Source organism: Leucobacter luti, from assembly GCF_050310065.1.
Classification (GTDB): Bacteria; Actinomycetota; Actinomycetes; order Actinomycetales; family Microbacteriaceae; genus Leucobacter; species Leucobacter luti_B.
In genome coordinates this window covers 1855760-1869313 of the sequence record NZ_CP190007.1, presented here as the reverse complement: position 1 = coordinate 1869313, position 13554 = coordinate 1855760, and the positions used below count along the sequence as shown (strand labels likewise).

The following is a 13554-nucleotide window of genomic DNA, read 5'->3' as shown; positions in this document are numbered from 1 at the left end:
TATCCGTACGGCCGGCGAGCCGGCCCACACCCGACAAGTGAGCAGAACCGTGAGCGAAGCCAGCAACGAAACGCCCTGGGGCCGAGTCGACGACGACCGGACCGTGTACGTGCGCGAGGGTGATGGTGAACGCGTCGTCGGTTCCTTCCCCGACGGCACCCCCGAGGAGGCGCTCGCCTACTTCGAGCGCAAGTTCGCGGACCTTGAGGGGCAGGTCACGCTGCTCGAGGCCCGCGTGGCCCGCGGCACCGCTGACGCGTCGGCGGCAGACACCGTCGCGAAGCTCCGCGAGCAGCTCACCGAGCCGGCGGCAGTCGGCGACATCGCCGCACTCCGCGAGCGCGTCGAGAAGCTCGGTGGCCGCACCGCCGAGCTGAGCGAGAAGCAGCAGGCCGAGCGTGACGCCGCGAAGAAGGAGGCGCTCGAGCGCCGCGAGGCGATCGTCGCCGAGGCCGAGCGCCTCGCCGCCCAGCCCGAAGCCTCGATCCGGTGGAAGGACACGAGCCAGGCATTCGAGCAGCTCTTCACCGACTGGCAGTCGTCGCAGCGGAGCGGCCCGCAGATCCCGAAGGGTCAGGCCGACGCGCTGTGGAAGCGCTTCCGCACCGCCCGCCAGACCTTCGACTCTGCGCGCCGCTCGCACTTCGCGCAGATGGACGCGAACAATAAGGAAGTGAAGCACCGCAAGGAGCGGATCATTGCCGACGCCGAGGCCCTCGCGCCCCGGGGCACGGAGGGCATCCCCGCGTACCGCAACCTCCTCGAGGACTGGAAGGCGGCCGGGCGCGCGAGCCGGAAGCTCGACGACCAGCTGTGGGCCCGCTTCAAGGCGGCCGGCGACGTGCTTTACGAGGCGAAGGCCGCCGAGGCGGCCCAGACGAACGAGGAGTACTCGGCAAACCTCGTGGCGAAGCAGGCCGTGCTCGCCGAGGCTGAGCCGATCCTCAAGGAGCAGAAGCACGACGCGGCCCGCAAGGCGCTCACGGCGATCCAGCTGAAGTGGGATGAGATCGGCCGCGTGCCGCGCGAGGCCCTGCGCGACGTCGAGGGCAAGCTCCGCAAGATCGAGGATCACGTGAAGCACCTCGAGGATGAGCACTGGAAGAAGACGAACCCCGAGACGAAGGCGCGCAGCGAGGGCCTCAGGGGTCAGCTTGAGGCCTCCATCGCGGAGCTCACGGCTGAGGCAGAGGCTGCTCGCGCCGCCGGCGACGCCAAGGCCCAGGCTGCCGCCGAAGAGAAGCTCGCGACCCAGCAGTCGTGGCTCGCGGCGATCGGCGACTGATCGGCTGGGCTCTCCGCTCTCCGCTCTCCGCTCTCCGCTCTCCGCGCTTCGCTCTTCGCGAAGCTCGCTCACAGGCCGCGGCCCTTCGGGGTCGCGGCCTGATTCATCCACAGATCTGCCCTGAGCCACCACGGCGCCCCCGTGGGGGTTCAACATGGGTGCATGATCCCGTTTCGCACCCGCTGCCGCTCGTCACCCTGCCCCGTCGCCTACGAACGATGGCCCGTCGCCGTGCAATCCGCCGAGGCGCTGCGCGGAAGCCTGCTGCGTTGCGGGCCGGGGTATCGCCCCCTCGGCTGCCCCGAAACACCAGAGGCGCGAGCCGCGGCGCTCACGCAGTTCCTGAGATCAGTCGGGGTTCGCGAGCCGCTCATCGCCCACGCGCGCACCGCGGCGTGGGTGTGGGGCGCGTGCCGGGGTGCGCCGCCCAGACTGCAACTCGCAACCGGAACGGGCGTGCGGGCCAGGTCCCCGGCGTTCCACGAGTGCCTCGAGGTCAGGCAACTGAGTTTCGAGCCCGCCGACCTCGTGCGGATCGGCACGCTCCGGGTCACTGGGCCCCTGCGCACGGCGGCCGACCTCCTGCGCTCCCCCGCAGGCTTTCCTCGGGAGTCCCGGATCGCCTGCCGCATGCTCACCTGCGCGCTGCCGGGCGGCACGCGGCAACTCACCGCTGAGTTGCGGCAGGGGCCGCGCCACTTCCGCAGGCTCGCGCTCGCCCGGATCGGAGCGGCGAAATGAGGGTGGCTGCGCGACCGGCGCTAGTTGGTAATGCGGTACACGTCGTACACGCCGTCGATGCGCCGCACCGCGTTCAGCACGTGATCGAGGTGCGTCGCGTTTGCCATCTCGAAGACGAAGCGGCTGATCGCGAGCCGGGAGCTCGAGGTGTTCACCGAGGCAGAAAGGATATTGACGTGGTTGTCGGAGAGCGTGCGGGTCACGTCGGAGAGCAACGCCGAGCGGTCAAGAGCTTCGACCTGGATCTGTACGAGGAACACGCTCTTGGTCGTCGGCGCCCACTCGACGTCGACGATGCGATCCGGCTGCTGCTTGAGGTTCTGGAAGTTGTGGCAGTCCGTCCGGTGCACGGAGACGCCCTGGCCCTTTGTCACGAAGCCTCGGATCTCGTCGCCCGGAACCGGCGTGCAGCACTTGGCGAGCTTGGCGAGGATGTCGCTCGAGCCCTTGACCACGACGCCGCTCGAGTCCGTCGAGGTGGTCGTGCGCGGTGCCTCGATGATCGGCATCGTTGCGAGCGCCGGCTCGCTCGACGTCTGCTCGTCGAGGACCAGCGCCGTCACCTTTTCGACGACCGACTGCGCGGACACCTGATTCTCGCCCACCGCGGCATAGAGCGCCGTCACGTCCGCGTAGCGGAGCTGGAGGGCGACCTGCTGGAGCGTCTCGGAGTTCATCACGCGGTGGAGCGGGAGGCGCTGCTTGCGCAGCTCCTGCGTGATCTCCACCTTGCCGGTCTCCGCGGCCTCCTCGCGCCGCTCCTTCGTGAACCACTGCCGGATCTTGTTCTGCGCCCGCTTGCTCTTGACGAAACTGAGCCAGTCCTTGTTGGGGCCGGAGTTCGGGTCCTTCGAGGTGAACACCTCGACCACGTCGCCGTTCGTCAGCGGCGTCTCGAGCGGCACGAGTCGCCCGTTGACGCGCGCGCCCATCGTCCGGTGGCCGACCTCCGTGTGCACGGCGTAGGCGAAGTCGACGGTCGTGCCGCCCGCTGGCAGGCCGATCACCCGCCCCTTCGGCGTGAAGACGTAGACCTCCTTCGCGCCGATCTCGTAGCGCAGCGCATCGAGGAACTCACTCGGGTCCTCGGTTTCGGCCTGCCAATCCGAGATGTGGGCGAGCCAGGCCATGTCGTTCGAAGAGGGACCCTGCTGGCCCTGCTGCCGCTGCTTATACTTCCAGTGCGCCGCAACACCGTACTCGGCGCGCTGGTGCATCTCGACGGTGCGGATCTGGATCTCGACGGCGCGCCCGTCTGGCCCGATCACGGTCGTGTGCAGCGACTGATAGAGGTTGAACTTTGGGGTGGCGATGTAGTCCTTGAAGCGGCCAGGAATCGGGGTCCACCTGGCGTGGACCGCGCCGAGCACCGCATAGCAGTCGCGGATCGACTGGACGAGCACCCGGATGCCGACCAGGTCATAGATGTCGTCGAAGTCGCGGCCCCGCACGATCATCTTCTGATAGATCGAGTAGAGCTCCTTCGGGCGGCCCGTCACTTCGCCCTTGATCTTCGCGTCTCGCAGGTCGGTGTCGATGGACCGGATCACGTCGCCCACCAGCTCGTCGCGCTGCGGGTTGCGCTGCGTGACGAGGTTCTGGATCTCCGCGTACAGCTTCGGCTTCAACACCGCAAAGGAAAGGTCCTCGAGCTCCGACTTGATCGACTGGATGCCCAAGCGGTGCGCCAGCGGAGCGTAGATCTCGAGGGTCTCCTGCGCCTTCCGCTTCGCGGAGTCGCCCGAGACGAAGCCCCAGGTGCGGGCGTTGTGCAGCCGGTCCGCGAGCTTGATCACGAGCACCCGGATGTCCTTCGCCATCGCGACAACCATCTTGCGCACGGTCTCGGCCTGCGCCGAGTCGCCGTACTTCACCTTGTCGAGCTTGGTGACCCCGTCGACGAGCATGGCGATCTCCTCGCCAAACTCCGCCGTGAGCTGGTCAAGGGCGTACTCGGTGTCCTCAACCGTGTCGTGCAGGAGAGCGGCCGCGATCGCAACCGGCGCAATTCCAAGTTCGGCAAGAATCTGCGCCACCGCGATCGGATGGGTGATGTAGGGCTCACCGCTTCGACGCTTCTGCCCCCGGTGGGCGCGCTCCGCCACCGTGTAGGCGCGCTCGATCACCGATAGGTCGGCGCGGGGGTAGTTGCCGCGCACCGTCCGGACCAGTTGGTCGACGGCGCCCGGAGCACTGCCGCGGGAGAAAATGCGGGGCACGAGGCGGCGCAGAGCCGTTGATCCGGCATGCGCTACCTCGTTCGTGACCACCGTCGACCTCCCTCGAATGATTGAACGCTACACCACCGCCGGTCATTCCGACGAACCGGCGGCGGAGCAGTGGAAACCGATCAGATCACGCCCGAGACGAGGTCGCTTCGGAGGGCTCGTCGTTCGCCTCGCCCGCGGCGTCCGCACCCGTTTCCCGCGCGCGGATCCGCAGCACCTTCTCGTCGTGACGCTTGATCGCGGGCTCGCCCGCGCGGAGGTGTGCGTATGCGGGGGCCGCGATGAAGATCGTCGAGTAGGCACCAACGAGGATGCCGATGAAGAGCGCGAGCGAGATGTCGCGCAGCGTCCCTGCGCCGAGCACGAAGGCACCGATGAAGAGAATCGAGCCGACGGGCAGGAGCGCGACGATTGAGGTGTTGATCGAACGCACGAGCGTCTGGTTGACACCGAGGTTGACCGCCTCGGCGAAGGTCCGTCGCTCTGTGAGCTCGCCCGGGCTCGTGTTCTCACGAATCTTGTCGAACACCACGACCGTGTCGTAGAGCGAGTAGCCGAGGATCGTGAGGAAGCCGATCATCGCGGCCGGGGTGATCTCGAAGCCGGAAATGCCATAGACGCCGGCCGTGATGACCAGGTCGTGCAAGAGCGCAATGATCGCCGCAAGCGACATTTTCCAGGTGCGGAAGTAGATCGCCATCACGAGGGCCGCGAAGATCACGAAGACGACGAGCGCGATAATCGCCTGTTTCGTGATGTCCTGCCCCCAGGCCGGGCCGATATAGGAATAGGTGACGTCGTCCGGATTGACCCCGTAGGCCTTCGCGAGCGCGTCGGTCACCTCGCGGTTCTCCGACTCGGTCAGAGCCTCGGTCTGCACGCGAATATCGGTCGGGCCCAGCTCGGTGACGCGCGGTGCGCTCTCGGGGAGCACCTCGGCAACGGCACGCTCCGCCGGCTGCAGATCCCGCTCCTGACCCTGGGTGAGGTGCACCTGGAACTGGCTGCCACCGGTGAATTCGATGCCGAAGGTGAAGCCGCCTCGGACGATGGGACCGAGGATCGAGAGAATGATGAGGACGAGGGAAATCGCGTACCAGGTCTTGCGACGGCCGATAAAGTTGATCGACTTCTCGCCAGTGTAGAGAGCGTTACCGAACTCGGCGAATGAGCGAGCCATGATCAGCTCTCCTTTCCGGCGGCCGCCTCAGCGGCCTTCCGCTCTGCAATGGTCTGGCGGCGCTCCGCCTCGCGCTGGCTGCGCTGGTTCTTCTTCCCTGCGCTGCCCGCGGTCACCACCGGCGCCCGGAACTGCGCTCGGCCCCGGTAGACGGCGCCGAGGCCCTGCGGGTCGAGGCCAGAGAAACGGTGGCCGCTCTGGTAGAAGCGGGTGCGGGCGAGGAGGGTCATCATCGGGTGCGTGAAAAGGGCCACGACGAGGACGTCCACGAGGGTCGTGAGCCCGAGCGTGAACGCGAAGCCCTTGACGTTGCCGACCGCGAGGATGAACAGGATGAGTGCTGCGAGGAAGTTCACCCCGTCAGAGGCGAGCACGGTGCGGAACGCACGCTTCCATCCGTGTTCGACCGCGGATTCGATCCCGAACCCGTCTCGCAGCGCGTCCCTGATGCGCTCGAAGTACACGATGAACGAGTCGGCGGTGAAGCCGACCGCGACAATGATGCCGGCCACGCCGGCGAGAGACAATCGATAGCCCTGGCGCCACGAGAAGAACACCAGCAGCAGGTAGGTGAGCACTCCCGCGATCGCGAGCGAGGCAATCGTGAGTGAGCCGAGCGCTCGATACTGGAAGATGGAGTACACGACGACGAGCAACAGCCCGATGAGCCCGGCGAGGAGGCCAGCGCCGAGCTGGCTCGTGCCGAGCGTCGCAGAGATGTCCTCCTGGCTCTGCACGGTGAAGTCGATCGGCAGCGCGCCAAACTTCAGCTGGTCAGCGAGCGCCTGTGACGACTCCTGGGTGAACTGTCCCGAGATGGACGGCCTGCCATCCATGATCTGGCCCTGCATCTCAGGCGCAGAGAGCACGCGTCCGTCGAGCACGAATGCGAACTGGTTCTGGGGCGGCTGCGCCCCGAAGAGCCGGGTGCTGATCTTGCCGAACTCCTCAGCGCCCTTCTTGTTCATCGTGATCTGCACGACCCACTTGCCGGTCGTCGCACCGGTCTGCGTCGTCTCGGCCTGGCCCACGGCGTCGGTGATGACGGCGCCCGTAAGCTCAACCGGCCCGAGGATGTATTTCAGCATCCCATCCTCGTCGCAGGTGATGAGGGGGCGATCGGACTTCGAATCACGCGCGTCGAGCGCAGCGTCCGAGTCGCACGAGAAGGACTCGAACTTCGCCTGCAGCGCCGGCGTGATCCAGGCGAGGTCACCAGCGCTCTCGGGGATCTTCTCGGGATCGAGATTCTCTTCGGGAGCCTGCGTGGCGTCCTTCGAGGCGTCCTTCGACTCCGCATCCTTCCCTGCGGCGTCCTTCGACTCCGCATCCTTGGTCTTCGCGTTGGAGTCGGCACCGCCTGCGGCGCCTTCCTCCGTCACGGCAGTCCCGTCGGGATTGGTCTCCCCCTGCTGCGGCTGCTGCTCATTCATGCCGACCGCGAGCACCGGCCTGAAGTCGAGATTCGCGGAGGCCTCGATGCGCTTGATCGTCGCCTCGTCAGCCTTGCCGGGGATTGAGACCGAGATGTGCTGGTTGCCCTGCGTTGTGATCTCGGCCTCGGACACGCCTGCGGCGTCCACTCGCTGGCGGATGATGGAAACGGCCTGCTGCAGTTGTTCACCGGCGACGGCTTTGCCGTCGTTCTGTTCGGCCGCGAGTAGAATCTGCGTGCCGCCCTGCAGGTCGAGGGCCAGCTTTGGCGTCCAGGTCGCGTTGCTCCGGAGGACGCCAAGGGCGATGATCCCGGCGAGTCCAACGATGAAAACGAGGAGGAGGATGAGAGAGCGACGCGCTCTCCGAACAGCGGGTGTGGACGCCAAAACGGGCTGCTTTCTCTTGGTGCGTCAGGGGAGGGTGCCGCGCCAAGGCGCGGCGAGGCGCTATGCCTTGGGCGTGCCGCCCTGGTCTTCAGTCCCCCGGTCGTCAGAGTCGATGTCGTTCTGCACCTCGTCGACCTCGCTCGCAGCGTCAGCGGCGGGCGTCTCCCCCTCAGTCTTCGCGATGCGCTCCCCAAACTCGGGATCGTCGTCGGGCGCGAGGCCGACCATCGGCGCCTCCTCGACCGGAGCGTCGACCGGCGTGACGATCTGCGAAACCGCGTTGCGGTGCACGTCGAAGGTCGAGGTGCCGCTGCGCAGGGTCACCCGGTTCTCGGCCTCGTCAATCGCCTCGATCGTGCCGAAGATGCCGGACTGCAGCATCACCTCGGCGCCCGGGCGGAGGCCGTTCTGAAGCTCCTGCATCGCGGCCTGGCGCTTCTTCCCGTTTCGGAACATGAAGAAGATGAGCACCGCAATCAGTGCGAACATCAGAATGGTGATCGGGTCCAGAGCCACAATGGTCCTTTCGGTGGGCGTGCGCGTGCGAATGCGTTGGGCACAGTTCACAAAAGTCTACTGCCCTCTGACTGAGAGCCTGGTACAGACTACAACAGCGTCGGCGCGGCGGGATCCTGCCCGGGCGGCGCGATCCCGACGTGCTCGAAACCCAGCCGCGTGGCGACCCTGCCCCGCGGCGTTCGCGTGAGGAGGCCGGCCCGCACGAGGAAGGGTTCGACGACCGCCTCGATCGTCTCAGCCTCCTCGCCGACGGACACCGCAAGCGTCGACAACCCCACCGGTCCGCCGTTGAAGCGCTCGACCACGGCGCGCAGCACCTCGCGGTCGAGCCGGTCGAGACCGTGCGCGTCGACGTCGTAGAGCGCGAGCGCCGCGCGCACGCTCTCCGTGTCACCCGGGGTCTCGTGCACGAGGCTATAGTCACGCACCCGGCGCAGCAGCCGGTTCGCGATCCGGGGAGTGCCGCGCGAGCGCCCCGCGATCTCGTCGACGCCGCGCTCGGAGAGCTCGAAGTCGAGCAGTCTGGCCGCGCGCCGCACGACGCTTGCGAGCTCATCCTCTGCGTAGAACTCGAGGTGGGCGGTGAAGCCGAAGCGGTCGCGCAGCGGGTTCGGCAGGAGCCCCGCGCGGGTGGTTGCTCCCACCAGCGTGAACGGCGCGAGGTCGAGCGGCACCGAGGTCGCTCCGGCGCCCTTTCCGACCATGATGTCGACCTTGAAGTCCTCCATCGCGAGGTACAGCATCTCCTCGGCGCTTCGCGCCATGCGGTGGATCTCATCGACGAACAGGACCTCCCCCGGCGTGAGCGCCGAGAGCACCGCCGCGAGGTCGCCGGCGTGCTGGATCGCGGGGCCGGAGGTCTGGTGCAGAGGCTTGCCAAGCTCGGTCGCGACGATCATGGAGAGCGTCGTCTTGCCGAGACCGGGAGGGCCAGCCAGAAGGATGTGGTCGGGCGTGTGGTTGCGCATGGTGGCTGCGTCGAGCAGCAGCCCGAGCTGGCGGCGCACCTTCGACTGGCCGACGAACTCGGAGAGCGAGGACGGCCTCAGTGCGCCCTCGTATCCCTGCTCAGAAGGCGTGGCCTGCGGGGACAGCTCGCCGCTCACCTGCCGCTCCCCCGCGCCCCGCCGCGCGCGGCGTTGAGCAGCGCGAGCGTCGCCCGGAGCAGCCCGGCGTGATCCGCGGGCGCGCCCGCCTCACGCGCGTCGCGGACGGCCTCCTCGGCTTCGGACTCCCGCCAGCCGAGTCCCACGAGCCCGCTCGCGACCGCGGCGGCGACCGTGTCGGCGGGATCCTCGGGATCCTGAGCGGTGGCGGATCCGCCGGCCGATGCGAACTCGGCGAGCTTGCCCTGGAGCGAGACGGCGATGAGCTTCGCGGTCTTCGGGCCGATGCCCGAGACCTTGCGGAACGGCTTCTCGTCCTCTGCGTCGACCGCGGCCGCGATCTCGGCGGGCGAGAGCGCGGAGAGCACGCCGAGCGCGCTGCGCGGGCCGACGCCCGACACGGCGATGAGGTGGCCGAACACGGCGAGCTCCTCGGGGGTCTCGAAGCCGAACAGCGTGAGCGAGTCCTCGCGGACGATGAGCGAGGTGTGGAACGAGACCTCCTCGCCTGGCGTCTTCTGCGAGGTGCGCCCGCTCGGCAGCTCGACACGCATGCCGACCCCGCCGACCGCGACGACGGCCCAGCCTGCGCCAGAACTCAGCACTTCTCCACGAATAGCAGCGATCACACGCCCCACCCTAGGGCCTGCCACCGACACCGCGACGCCGCCACACCGATCCATTCGAACAAAACTACGAATAGCAGAGAGAGGGGCGCGCCAGCCGAAGCCCGCGCGCCCCTCCCAGGCGGCTTGAAGCGCTAGACCTCGACGGTCTCCCGGACCTCCTCGACCCGCGTGTTGCGGATCGCGCGATTCACGGAGCTCACGATCGCCTTGAGCGTGGCGCGGGAGGTGTCGGGATCGATCCCCACGCCCCACAGGCGCTGGCCGTCGACCTCGAGGTCGACGTAGGACGCGGCGACCGCGTCGCCGCCCGAGCTCATGGCGTGCTCGACGTAATCGAAGAGCGTGACCTCGTGCCCGCCCTCGTTCAGCGCGTTCAGGAACGCGTCGACCGGGCCGTTGCCGCGCGACGTGACCTGCTTGCGCTCGTCCTCAGTGCGGAAGTCGACCGTGAGCTCGGTCACCCCGTCGCCAGCGCTCGAGGTCGCGGTGCTGAACAGTTCGTAGCGCCCCCAGCGCTCGGCCTCGTCGCCGGCGCTCGGCAGGTATTCGTCCTGGAAGATTCGCCAGATCTCCTCGCTGGAGACCTCTCCCCCCTCGGTGTCGGTCACGCTCTGCACGACCGCGCTGAACTCGATCTGCAGCCTGCGCGGCAGATCCAGGTTGTGATCCGTCTTCAGCAGGTAGGCGACGCCGCCCTTACCCGACTGGGAGTTGACGCGAATGACCGCCTCGTAGGAGCGGCCCAGATCCTTCGGATCGACCGGCAGGTACGGCACGGCCCACTCGAGATCGTCGACTGCCAGGCCAGCGGCCTCCGCGTCGCGCGACATCCGCTCGAAGCCCTTCTTGATCGCATCCTGGTGGGAGCCGGAAAAGGCCGTGTAGACGAGGTCGCCCGCCCACGGGCTGCGCTCCGGCACCCGCAGCTGATTGCAGTACTCGGCGGTGCGGCGCACCTCGTCCAGGCGCGAGAAGTCGATCTGCGGATCGACCCCCTGCGTGAACAGGTTGATTCCCAGCGCGACAAGGTCGACGTTGCCCGTGCGCTCGCCGTTGCCGAAGAGGCAGCCCTCGATCCGGTCAGCGCCGGCCATGTAGCCGAGCTCGGCCGCGGCGACCGCGGTGCCACGGTCGTTGTGCGGGTGCAGCGACAGGATGATGTTCTCGCGCGGGATCAGGTGGCGGCCCATCCACTCGATCGAGTCGGCGTAGACGTTCGGGCTCGCCATCTCGACCGTCGCCGGCAGGTTGATGATCACCTTGCGCTCGGGCGTCGGCTCGAACACCTCGAGCACGGCGTTGCAGACCTCCACGGCGTAGTCGAGCTCGGTCCCCGTGTAGGACTCGGGCGAGTACTCGTAGTAGATGTCGGTGCCCTCGCAGATGTGCTCGCTCGCCTTGCACAGCTTCGCGCCCTCGACGGCGATCTCCTTGATCCCCTCGCGGTCCGAGCGGAACACGACGTCGCGCTGCAGGATGCTCGTCGAGTTGTAGAGGTGGACGATCGCCTGCTTCGCGCCGATCAGCGACTCGTAAGTGCGGGTGATCAGGTGCTCGCGCGCCTGCGTGAGGACCTGGATCGTGACGTCGTCCGGGATCGCGTTCTCTTCGATCAGCTGGCGCACGAAGTCGAAGTCGGTCTGGCTGGCCGACGGGAAGCCGACCTCGATCTCCTTGTAGCCCATCTTCACGAGCAGATCGAACATGATCCGCTTGCGCTCGGGGCTCATAGGATCGATGAGCGCCTGATTGCCGTCTCGCAGGTCGACCGCGCACCAGCGCGGGGCCTCGGTGATCTTCGCGTCGGGCCAGGTGCGATCCGGGAGATCCACGGCGATGATCTCGTGGAAGGGCCGGTAGCGATGGATCGGCATACCGGAGGGCTGTTGCATGTTCTTCATGGCTTCGTCTTTCTCATCTCGTGTTCATTGCCCAGCCAACACAAACGCCGCGACGAGGGAGGCCAGAGATTAGGACTCGTCGCGGCAGCTAAGAAGGAGCGAACCGAACAGCACGGGTTCACTATAGCACTGCACTGGCACTCCCCCCGCCGCACCCGCCTTCGCTTCGCCCATCAGGGCTTCCCGGGCCGGCTCCGTCTAGTGTGGAAGACATGACGGACACCGCCGCCGCTGCCCGGCCGACCTCGATCGCGCACGCGCGCCGCAGCGGCCGGAGGTTCGCGGCGCTCGCCGCGCTCGGGATCCTGCTTGCGCTCCTCACTGGCGCGGCTGGCGCGGTCGGCGCGGTCGGGTCACAGCCCGCCCACGCGAGCGTCGAGAACTTCACCTACGACTCCTGGCACGTCGACTATCGACTCGGGGTCGATGCCAACGGCCGCGCGACGGCGCGGGTGACCGAGACGATCGAGCCGCGCTTCCCCGACTTCGACCAGAACCGCGGGATCGTGCTCGGCAAGCCGATCGACTACCAGGGCTCCTCGACGGATCCCTCCGACTTCACCGTGACGGACGCCCAGGGCAACGACGTGCCGTTCGAGCTCGAGCGCAGAGAGGGCTTCATCGTCGTGCTCGTCGGCGACGACAGCTACGTGCACGGGCTCCAGCACTATGTGATCAGCTATACCCTCCGCGACGTCGTGCTCGCCCGCGACGACGGCACCGCCGACGAGTTCTACTGGGACCTGCTCGACTCCGAGCACCCGCAGACGATCGATCGCTTCAGCGCGTCGATCGCCTTCGACGAGCCCCTCGCCGCCCACCTCACGGGCGCCGTCACCTGCTACGGCGGAATCGCCGAGAGCACCGGGACCTGCGAGACGGGCGGCACGGGCACCGTGGCCGATCCCATCACGATCCCGAGCGGCGAGGTCGGCGCCTATCAGGGCGTCACCATCGCGATCGGGCTCGAGCCCGGCAGCGTCGCGCAGCCGGGCGCCAGGCTCCCGAACGTCGCCCTCGACGTCGTTCCAGGGATTGTCGGAGGGCTCGGGGCCGCGCTCGGCATCGGCGGCGCGATCGTCGCGATAGTGGACGTGACGCGGCGGCGGAAGCATCGGGGCACGATCATCGCACAGTACGACGTGCCGGCCTATCTTCCCCCGCTCATTGCCGGCCCGATCGCTGGAGCCGGAGGGAACTCCGCCGCCGCCGAAATCGTTCACCTCGCGGTCTCGGGAGCCCTCCGCATCGAGGAGGGCGAGAAGACCCAGGGGTTCTTCGGGATGAAGGAGGGACGCCCCGTGCTGCGCCTCCTCGACCGCGACCGCGCCGGCGACCCGCTCGACACGCAGATGCTGCACACGCTGTTCGCGAACTCGCCGCGGCTCGCCCCCTTCACGCTTCCCAAGTCGGACCAGAAGTTTAGCTCGAAGATGTCGAGTCTGCAGGCTGCCGGAACGAGCGCGGCCCAGGCCCGGGGATACTTCGAGAAGGTCAGAAGTCCGCGCGCGAGGCTGCTCGGCTTCATCGCGCTCGGCGTCGGCCTGCTTGCCCTCGTGCTCGGGATCCTGAGCATCGTTTTCCGCCACGGTGAGGGCGCGATACTCGCGCTGCCGCTCGGGATCATCTCGATCATGGCCGGATTCGTGTCGATCTCGCGCCACCGCGCACACACCCCGGCCGGGGCGGAGACGCGCGAGTATCTGCTCGGGGTGAAACTCTTCATCAGCGTCGCCGAGGCCGAGCGGCTGAAGGTGCTGCAGTCCTACAGCGGCGCAGAGCGCCGGGCCGACGGACCGGCGGACATCATCCATCTGTATGAGAGGCTGCTGCCCTACGCCGTGCTTTTCGGCCTCGAGAAAGAGTGGGCGCGCACCCTCGCGGTGAAGGTCGAGGAGTCGCCGGGCTACGCTCCCGCCTGGTACCCGGCCGCGGCTGGCGCGGGCCTCGCGAACTTCAGTAGCACCGTGAACGACTTCACGTCGACGCTCCGGTCATCCGTCTCCTACACGTCGAGCAGTTCGGGCGGTTCGAGCGGCGGCGGATCCGTCGGCGGGGGCGGAGGAGGCGGCTTCTCCGGTGGTCGCTGAACCGGTGCTGCACGGGCAAGGGACTCGCGGCATCCGGCTCCGCAGCCTCGTG

The 13554-nt window shown here is 67.8% G+C and carries 10 protein-coding genes; 3 read left to right on the top strand and 7 right to left on the bottom strand.

What is annotated here, in order from left to right:
- The first annotated feature begins 49 nt into the window (after nt 1–49).
- Both ACOPJ3_RS08565 and ACOPJ3_RS08560 read left to right on the top strand, forming a co-directional pair.
- Entirely contained in the window at nt 50–1285 is a 1236-nt protein-coding gene (locus ACOPJ3_RS08565) for a DUF349 domain-containing protein (protein WP_427868771.1), read from the top strand.
- 162 nt (nt 1286–1447) lie between these two features.
- A complete protein-coding gene (locus ACOPJ3_RS08560; RefSeq protein ID WP_427868770.1) occupies nt 1448–2026 on the top strand; it encodes a hypothetical protein in 579 nt (192 codons plus the stop codon).
- A 20-nt stretch (nt 2027–2046) separates the two neighbouring features.
- Here the strand turns inward: ACOPJ3_RS08560 and ACOPJ3_RS08555 are convergent, their stop codons facing one another.
- From ACOPJ3_RS08555 to leuA, 7 genes are all read right to left on the bottom strand, one after another.
- Nucleotides 2047–4296: a RelA/SpoT family protein gene (locus tag ACOPJ3_RS08555; RefSeq protein ID WP_427868769.1), complete on the bottom strand. Its 2250-nt coding sequence runs from the start codon at nt 4294–4296 to the stop codon at nt 2047–2049.
- Between the two features lie 85 nt (nt 4297–4381).
- Complete coding sequence (gene secF / locus ACOPJ3_RS08550) at nt 4382–5434, bottom strand: protein translocase subunit SecF (protein WP_427868768.1); 1053 nt, start codon at nt 5432–5434, stop codon at nt 4382–4384.
- A gap of 2 nt (nt 5435–5436) precedes the next feature.
- Nucleotides 5437–7257: a protein translocase subunit SecD gene (gene secD / locus ACOPJ3_RS08545; RefSeq protein ID WP_427868767.1), complete on the bottom strand. Its 1821-nt coding sequence runs from the start codon at nt 7255–7257 to the stop codon at nt 5437–5439.
- 60 nt (nt 7258–7317) lie between these two features.
- The gene (gene yajC, locus ACOPJ3_RS08540) at nt 7318–7746 is read right to left on the bottom strand and encodes a preprotein translocase subunit YajC (protein ID WP_427868766.1); all 429 of its coding nucleotides are present in this window, start codon (nt 7744–7746) and stop codon (nt 7318–7320) included.
- A gap of 116 nt (nt 7747–7862) precedes the next feature.
- Nucleotides 7863–8882 carry a Holliday junction branch migration DNA helicase RuvB gene (gene ruvB / locus ACOPJ3_RS08535; RefSeq protein ID WP_427868765.1) on the bottom strand — a complete coding sequence of 340 codons (1020 nt, stop codon included), beginning with the start codon at nt 8880–8882 and terminating at the stop codon, nt 7863–7865.
- Nucleotides 8879–9511 (bottom strand): Holliday junction branch migration protein RuvA, encoded by a 633-nt coding sequence (ruvA, locus tag ACOPJ3_RS08530; protein WP_427868764.1) that lies wholly within the window; start codon nt 9509–9511, stop codon nt 8879–8881. The genes ruvB and ruvA overlap by 4 nt, the downstream gene beginning before the upstream one ends.
- Nucleotides 9512–9642: 131 nt before the next feature.
- Nucleotides 9643–11412, bottom strand: coding sequence for a 2-isopropylmalate synthase (gene leuA / locus ACOPJ3_RS08525; RefSeq protein ID WP_427868763.1), 1770 nt, complete (start codon nt 11410–11412; stop codon nt 9643–9645).
- A gap of 212 nt (nt 11413–11624) precedes the next feature.
- Between leuA and ACOPJ3_RS08520 the strand changes: the two genes are divergently transcribed.
- Nucleotides 11625–13502: a DUF2207 domain-containing protein gene (locus tag ACOPJ3_RS08520; RefSeq protein ID WP_427868762.1), complete on the top strand. Its 1878-nt coding sequence runs from the start codon at nt 11625–11627 to the stop codon at nt 13500–13502.
- Nucleotides 13503–13554: the final 52 nt, after the last annotated feature.

Coding starts and splice junctions, on each gene's coding strand:
- leuA (WP_427868763.1), bottom strand. CDS start 11,412: ATGAAGAACATGCAACAGCCCTCCGGTATGCCGATCCATCGCTACCGG.
- ACOPJ3_RS08560 (WP_427868770.1), top strand. CDS start 1,448: ATGATCCCGTTTCGCACCCGCTGCCGCTCGTCACCCTGCCCCGTCGCC.
- yajC (WP_427868766.1), bottom strand. CDS start 7,746: ATGTTCGCACTGATTGCGGTGCTCATCTTCTTCATGTTCCGAAACGGG.
- ACOPJ3_RS08520 (WP_427868762.1), top strand. CDS start 11,625: ATGACGGACACCGCCGCCGCTGCCCGGCCGACCTCGATCGCGCACGCG.
- secF (WP_427868768.1), bottom strand. CDS start 5,434: ATGGCTCGCTCATTCGCCGAGTTCGGTAACGCTCTCTACACTGGCGAG.